The organism is Planomonospora algeriensis (genome assembly GCF_977012225.1).
The window spans coordinates 1-5,751 of the sequence record NZ_CDRNDK010000402.1 but is presented as its reverse complement, the minus strand read 5'-3'; the positions used below and the strand labels follow the sequence as shown (position 1 = coordinate 5,751).

Annotated in this window: 6 protein-coding genes; 2 read left to right on the top strand and 4 right to left on the bottom strand. The window is 67.4% G+C overall.

Features of this window, described 5'->3' with window-relative positions; genetic code table 11:
• Nucleotides 1-414 (top strand): substrate-binding domain-containing protein (locus ACWJ6R_RS28670; protein ID WP_449065215.1); only part of this gene is annotated, 414 nt, incomplete at its 5' end.
• A gap of 50 nt (nt 415-464) precedes the next feature.
• A complete protein-coding gene (gene lepB / locus ACWJ6R_RS28665; RefSeq protein WP_449065214.1) occupies nt 465-1,067 on the top strand; it encodes a signal peptidase I in 603 nt (200 codons plus the stop codon).
• Nucleotides 1,068-1,116: 49 nt separating this feature from the next.
• Here the strand turns inward: lepB and ACWJ6R_RS28660 are convergent, their stop codons facing one another.
• The 4 genes from ACWJ6R_RS28660 to ACWJ6R_RS28645 all read right to left on the bottom strand — a co-directional run bounded on the left by ACWJ6R_RS28660 (nt 1,117) and on the right by ACWJ6R_RS28645 (nt 5,543).
• Entirely contained in the window at nt 1,117-2,001 is an 885-nt protein-coding gene (locus tag ACWJ6R_RS28660) for an IS5 family transposase (protein ID WP_449065216.1), read from the bottom strand.
• A 187-nt stretch (nt 2,002-2,188) separates the two neighbouring features.
• Nucleotides 2,189-2,521 carry a helix-turn-helix domain-containing protein gene (locus ACWJ6R_RS28655; RefSeq protein ID WP_449065213.1) on the bottom strand — a complete coding sequence of 111 codons (333 nt, stop codon included), beginning with the start codon at nt 2,519-2,521 and terminating at the stop codon, nt 2,189-2,191.
• Nucleotides 2,522-2,930: 409 nt separating this feature from the next.
• Nucleotides 2,931-3,551 carry a hypothetical protein gene (locus ACWJ6R_RS28650; protein WP_449065212.1) on the bottom strand — a complete coding sequence of 207 codons (621 nt, stop codon included), beginning with the start codon at nt 3,549-3,551 and terminating at the stop codon, nt 2,931-2,933.
• Between the two features lie 63 nt (nt 3,552-3,614).
• Entirely contained in the window at nt 3,615-5,543 is a 1,929-nt protein-coding gene (locus tag ACWJ6R_RS28645) for a LamG domain-containing protein (RefSeq protein ID WP_449065211.1), read from the bottom strand.
• Between the last annotated feature and the right edge of the window lie 208 nt (nt 5,544-5,751).

The window sequence follows — 5,751 nt, the reverse complement described above, 5'->3', positions numbered from 1 at the left end:
CGGCTGGCCGGCTACCGCGCCGCGCTCGCCGGCCTCGGCCTGCCCGCGCGCGACGACCTCGTGGTCGAGGGCGACTTCTACCTGTCCGGGGGCTACACCGCGATGCGGCGCCTGCTGGAGGCCGACGAGCGCCCCGACGCCGTCTTCGCGGCCGGCGACGAGATGGCGATCGGCGCGATCCGCGCGATCACCGAGGCGGGCCTGAAGGTCCCCGAGGACATCGCGGTGATCGGCTTCGACGACATCGAGCTCGCCGCACTGGTGCAGCCGGGCCTGACCACCGTCGCCCAGGACAAGGCCGGCTTCGGCACGGCCGCCGCCGCCGCCCTCGTCGCCATGATCGACGGCACCGCCGCCGTGCCGCCCCCGCCCAGCGTCCTGCCCACGGCCCTGGTCGTCCGCGGCACGACCTGACGGCCCCGGCGCGGGACGACAATGGAAGCCCGACGCCGATGGAGTACCTCATGACCGCTGGGTCCGAGAACGAGCAGAGCACCTCATCCCGCAAGGGCGGTGCACGAGAGAGCCTGTTCCTGGTGGGCTGCGGCGTCGTGGCGGCGGTGCTGCTGCAGGCCTTCGTCTTCCCGCTGTTCTGGATTCCGTCGGAGTCGATGGGGAACACCCTGCGCGTGGGCGACGGCGTGGTCATCAACAAGCTGCACGGCGCGACCGAGCGCGGCGACGTGGTGGTCTTCAAGGGATGGGACGGCGCGGACACCATCAAACGGGTCATCGCGATCGGCGGTGACACGGTCAAGTGCTGCGACGCCCAGCGGCGGATCACTGTGAACGGGATCCCACTCGACGAGAAGGACCACCTCCACCCCGACGACTTCCCCTCGAAGAAGGAGTTCGAGAAGGTCGTCCCCCAGGGCCGCCTGTGGGTCATGGGCGACCACCGCTCGGCCTCCCGGGACTCCCGTGACCACGAGGAGCACGAAGGCGGCGGGACGATCGCGGAGGCCGATGTGACCGGCCGGGCCGTGGCGGTCTTCTGGCCCCTCTCCCGGGCGGCCATCCTCTCGACACCGGACACGTTCACCAGGGTGTTCGCCGGAAACGGATAGGGACCGATGAGAGCCGACAGGCCTCAGAAAGTGTTGGGTAACCGGGTGATTACTCCGGATTGAGGTCTTCGGCGAGGCGTCGAGCCGCTTCGGTCTCGATCGGACCATGCGGCTCGACCTCCTCCCCGGCCAGCCGGGCGGCCATGAGCCGGATCATGGCCACCTTGATCATCGCTTCGGCGTGCGCGGTCTTGCGCTCGTAGTCGCGGGCCAACCTTCTGCACCGTCCCAACCAGGAGAACGTCCGTTCCACCACCCACCTGCGGGGCAGCACCTGAAAGCCTTTCACGTCCGCGTTGCGCGGCACCGCGACGATCTCGACGTTCTCCGCCCCCGCGGCCCAGCCCACCAACCCGGAATCGACGGCGTTGACGTACCCGCCGTCCACCCACACCAGACCCACCTGCGGAAACACCCTCCGGATCCCGGACAGGACCAGCTTGGCGCCGGCCCGGTCCTGCACCGAGGCCGAATGCACCACCGCCCGCAGCACCAGACCGCAGGTGTCCACCAGCAGGTGGCGCTTGCGGCCCCGCACCCGCTTGCCCGCATCAAAGCCGATCGCCTCACCACCCTGGCAGGTCCGCACGGACTGCGAGTCCAGCACCGCCGCCGACGGCTGCGGATCACGGCCCTCGGCGGTGCGGACCTTCCCGCGCAGCGCGTCATGGACGCGATTCCAGGTGCCGTCGGCCGTCCAGGCGCGAAACCACCGGTAGGCCGCATCCCACGGCGCCAGATCGTGCGGGACCAGCCGCCAGGCGCAGCCGGTGCCCAGCACGTACAGCACCGTGTCGATGATCAACCGGCGCGGGAACTTCAACGGGCGTCCGCCCCGGCGCGGGTCCCGTATGGGCAGCAACGGCGCGATCACCGCCCACTGGGCGTCGGTCAGGGACGTGCCATAGGCGGGCTTACATGCACAGACACACATACCGGTGATCCTGGCGAAGCCGGGATCCGCAAGGGCCACCACCCGGCGGCTACAGACCGAGGTTGATCAATTACCCAACACTTTCTCAGACGGCGGCTATCACTGCCCTGGCATCCCGGGGAACATACCGCCGCCGACTTCGTCCCTGCGCCACCGTCACTCTGCTACTTGATGAGGGCAGCCCCCATCAGGCGACCTTCCACGTGCGATCACCCAGGGTCGCGACGAGATCGACCGTTCCTCCGAGCGCCGCGACGTAGGCGCGCACGACGTCGATTCCGGACACCTCGCCGTTCTCGATCTTGGAGATCCGCGCCTGTGTCACACCGAGGGCACCAGCGAGCTCCGTCTGGGTGATACCGGCGGCCTTGCGCATCTCAGCGAGCTGGTAGCCGCGCACGTATGCCTCCCGCCGCTGACGGGCGGCCTCTCGTCCGGCCGCCCGCTCGGCATCCGAACGCGGGTCGAGCGCCCGCGCCTTCGCCTTGACCTCTGTCCACTTGGAGTGTCCGCCGCTCATCATTCCTCCTCTTTCAAGGCGACCAGATGCTCTGCTCTTCGAATCGCTCATTGGTCAACGGTCAACTCAGCCCAGCCGAATACGAGCGCCGACAGGCCCTCAAGAACGTCCATCAAGACGGCTATGCTGCTGCGTAGCCGCAAGCCCTGATGTGTCTACCGAACCGGGGCAACTCCAGAGCCAGCGCGGCCAGCACTCTGGTCGGGCTACAACTCGCCGAGAGCCCGACCTGGACCACCCACATGCACATCCGGACACCTACGCGAACGACCGCCTTGACCAACGGCAGCAACTACACCGAGATCGCCAAGATCGAGAAATACCTCGCCGCTCGCCTGTCACACCCCGGTGACTGGGCGCGCAACGAACTCGCCGCAGTGCCGCTCGACAGCACGTCCCGCCCGCTTGATCAACGGGTTCGGCGGATGAGGTAGCGGATGTGGGGCGTCTCCAGCCACTCCTCGTCGAGTTCCCTGCCGGTGAGCCGGCCGATGGCCGTGAGGGCCGTCGTGATCATCTCCTCAGTGGGTGATCCCACGTCCACGGGAATATCCCAGTCGGTGGGCATTCGCAGATCCTCGCCATGCTCGTGCAGCAGGTCCAGGATCTCCTCCAGCGGCGAGGAGAAGGCAAGGCGGCCGTCGAGCGCGTGCTCCACGCGGTGCGCGCCGTCACCGTGCCAGCCGATCGCGATAGCCCGGCCGCCGTCGCGCGAAAGCTCTGACAACCGGGGTTCTTCTGTGACGTCCATCCACTGGATCTGCACCGCCAGGGTCCAGGCGTTCCACGGGCCGACGAGGATGATTCCGTCCTCGTCGCCGGGCATCTCATCACCCTCGAAGCCGAGTCCGATGTCCTTCAGCGTGAGCTCCGTCGCGCTGCCCAGGTCGGCGCCGAGCCGCCGGGCGGTCTCCTCGACTGTCAGCCCTTCGGCCCAGACGGCGGCGAAGCCGTCGGCGACGTTCTCCCAGTGGGACTCGAGCAGGTCGTACAGGTGGGTGGGGTTCGGCATGTCCATCCGATCGAACATGGGAGTGCCGCTCCCCGGCCGCGAGGAGCGGGGAGCAGGGAGCGGCACACCGGACTGGCTATCTCAGATTACGCTCACCCAGAAGGCGTCCTTGTGGAGAACGCGGTTCTGGGCTTCGAAGAGCTGCTTATGGTTTCCGGCGTTCTTGTTGTGCTCGATCAGCACGGGCCTGATGGAGAAGTTCCAGCCCTGTGAGCGGGGATCGTGGTCATTCGCACGATATCCCGGCCCCTCCTCGGTGTTGTTGAACGGATACTCGTCACATTCTTTGCCCGCTCTTTCGGCGGCGGTGTAGTCGAGGTTGCAGATCTTGGTCTTCATGGTCTTGTTGCGGCCCCTCACGGACACGCCGTCGGCTGTCTTGGCCTTCTTGTCCACGTTGTGCAGGGCGGCGCCAGGCCAGTGCCCGGGGAACTTCTTGCCGGTGATCGGCTTGCGCGGGGAGTCCGTCATGGTCTTGTCCGGGATGGTCTGGTCGGGCAGTTCGCGCGTGTGCCAGAGGTGCTCGGCTACGAGCGAGACGGGTTTCGCGCCCGGCGGGTCAACCCGGGACATCCGGTAGATCCTGCTGACCTTGTTGAAGATGCAGCCTCCGTAGTAGGCCGTGAAGTTGTCGGACAGGTCACAGCGGAGGGTCGGAGCGTTGTCCGTCGCGTCTGTGGCCTCCCTGGGCCTGTCCCACATCGGGACAGTCGGGGCGTGCAGGCCTACCCAGGAGTAGACCGTGTTCCTGATATCGGGAAGCCAGCCCTTGTCCCCGATGCTGATGTACGGCCGGATGGTGCAGTTGGAGATGCCATGGTAGGCCTCCTTCTCCACGTCGGACTTGTCCTTGTTGGCCGTGCTGCGGAAGGTGAACCAGTATTCGTCCTTCCCCGTGACCTGGGAGTCCGCCTTCCAGTCCTCGGCATCCTTGGTGATCGTACTGACGGGCCGGCCGGCCCCGTCCTTGACCTTGCTGTTCGTCAGGTTGCAGGTGGCGCCGTTCGGGGTGCTCGACTTCGCCTTGATCTCGAGCGTGACGTCATGGTCGTCCGTCTCCATGATGGGCGCCATGAACTGGGACTCGGTGTAGACGACGTCGTCGATCCTGACCCAGACGTCGATGTCCCTCGGATGGTGGGCGGTGCCGGGGTTGCTCGCATCTTCCCGCGCGTGTTCCCCGTTGGTCTTCCAGCCGCCGACGTACGCCTTCATCACCGCGGTCGCGGAGACGATGACGGCGCCGACCTTCGTCCGCCTGCTGTCGGAGTAGATCTGCCAGTGGTGGTGCCGGCTGGTGCAGTACGTGTGCACCCGCCAGTACTCCATCACGTGGCTCTTCGTGCCCTTCGGCTGGTTGGGGAACTTCGCTTCCCGGAGGTTCTGGCACTGACGGGTGGAAACCCGGTTGTACGGGAAGGACTCTCCCGCGGCGACCGTGGAGCCGGCCGTCGCCCGCGGTTCCGGCGTGCTCTCCTTCTCCTTGCTGTCCTCGCCTGCTTCGGCTTCCCCGGTCGTGCCGGTCTGCTCCCGGGCCGAGACCTTGGAGGTGATGGCGCCGGCCGACGCGTGCAGCCCCGCGACGTCCTGCGCGCTCAGCGGCCGCTGGTAGACGCGCGTCTCGTCAAGGTCGCCCAGCATGGCGGTGCCGAGCGTCATCGGCGTTTCCGCGTTCCACGGGGTCACATTCACGGGAGCCGACTTCACGGCGTTGCCGTTGAGGTAGACGGTCGCGACCTTCCCCGCAGAGTCATAGACACCTGCGAGGTGGAACCACTCGTTCACCGGTGGCTCGACCCCGGTCAGCACTCCCTCGGACGTCGCGTCCGCGGCGTCCGCGCTGGTGAAGGTGAGCGTCAGGCCGTGATCAGCGGTGTTGCCGAGGCGGAACGGCGCCTGGTGGACGCCCTTCTGCTCGACGACGGTGTAGTCGCCGTCCTTGTCGCTCCACCGCAGCCAGGCCGCGACACTGAAGCTCTGGTCGGTGCGGATCACCGGCCCGCTCGTCACCGCCAGCGGTTCCTCGCCTGGATGGATGACGTCGACGGTGACCTGTTGCCACTCCGACCAGGCCGAAGAGACGTCGTCGGCGACCGCGCGCAGCCGCCAGCGGACCTTCCAACCGTCAGTAAGCGTGCCCGCCGGGACGGCGATGCCCGCCTGGCCTGGGTTCCGCAGCTAATCAGGGTTCTGGGCCACGGGTGAGGGTGTAGGTGCT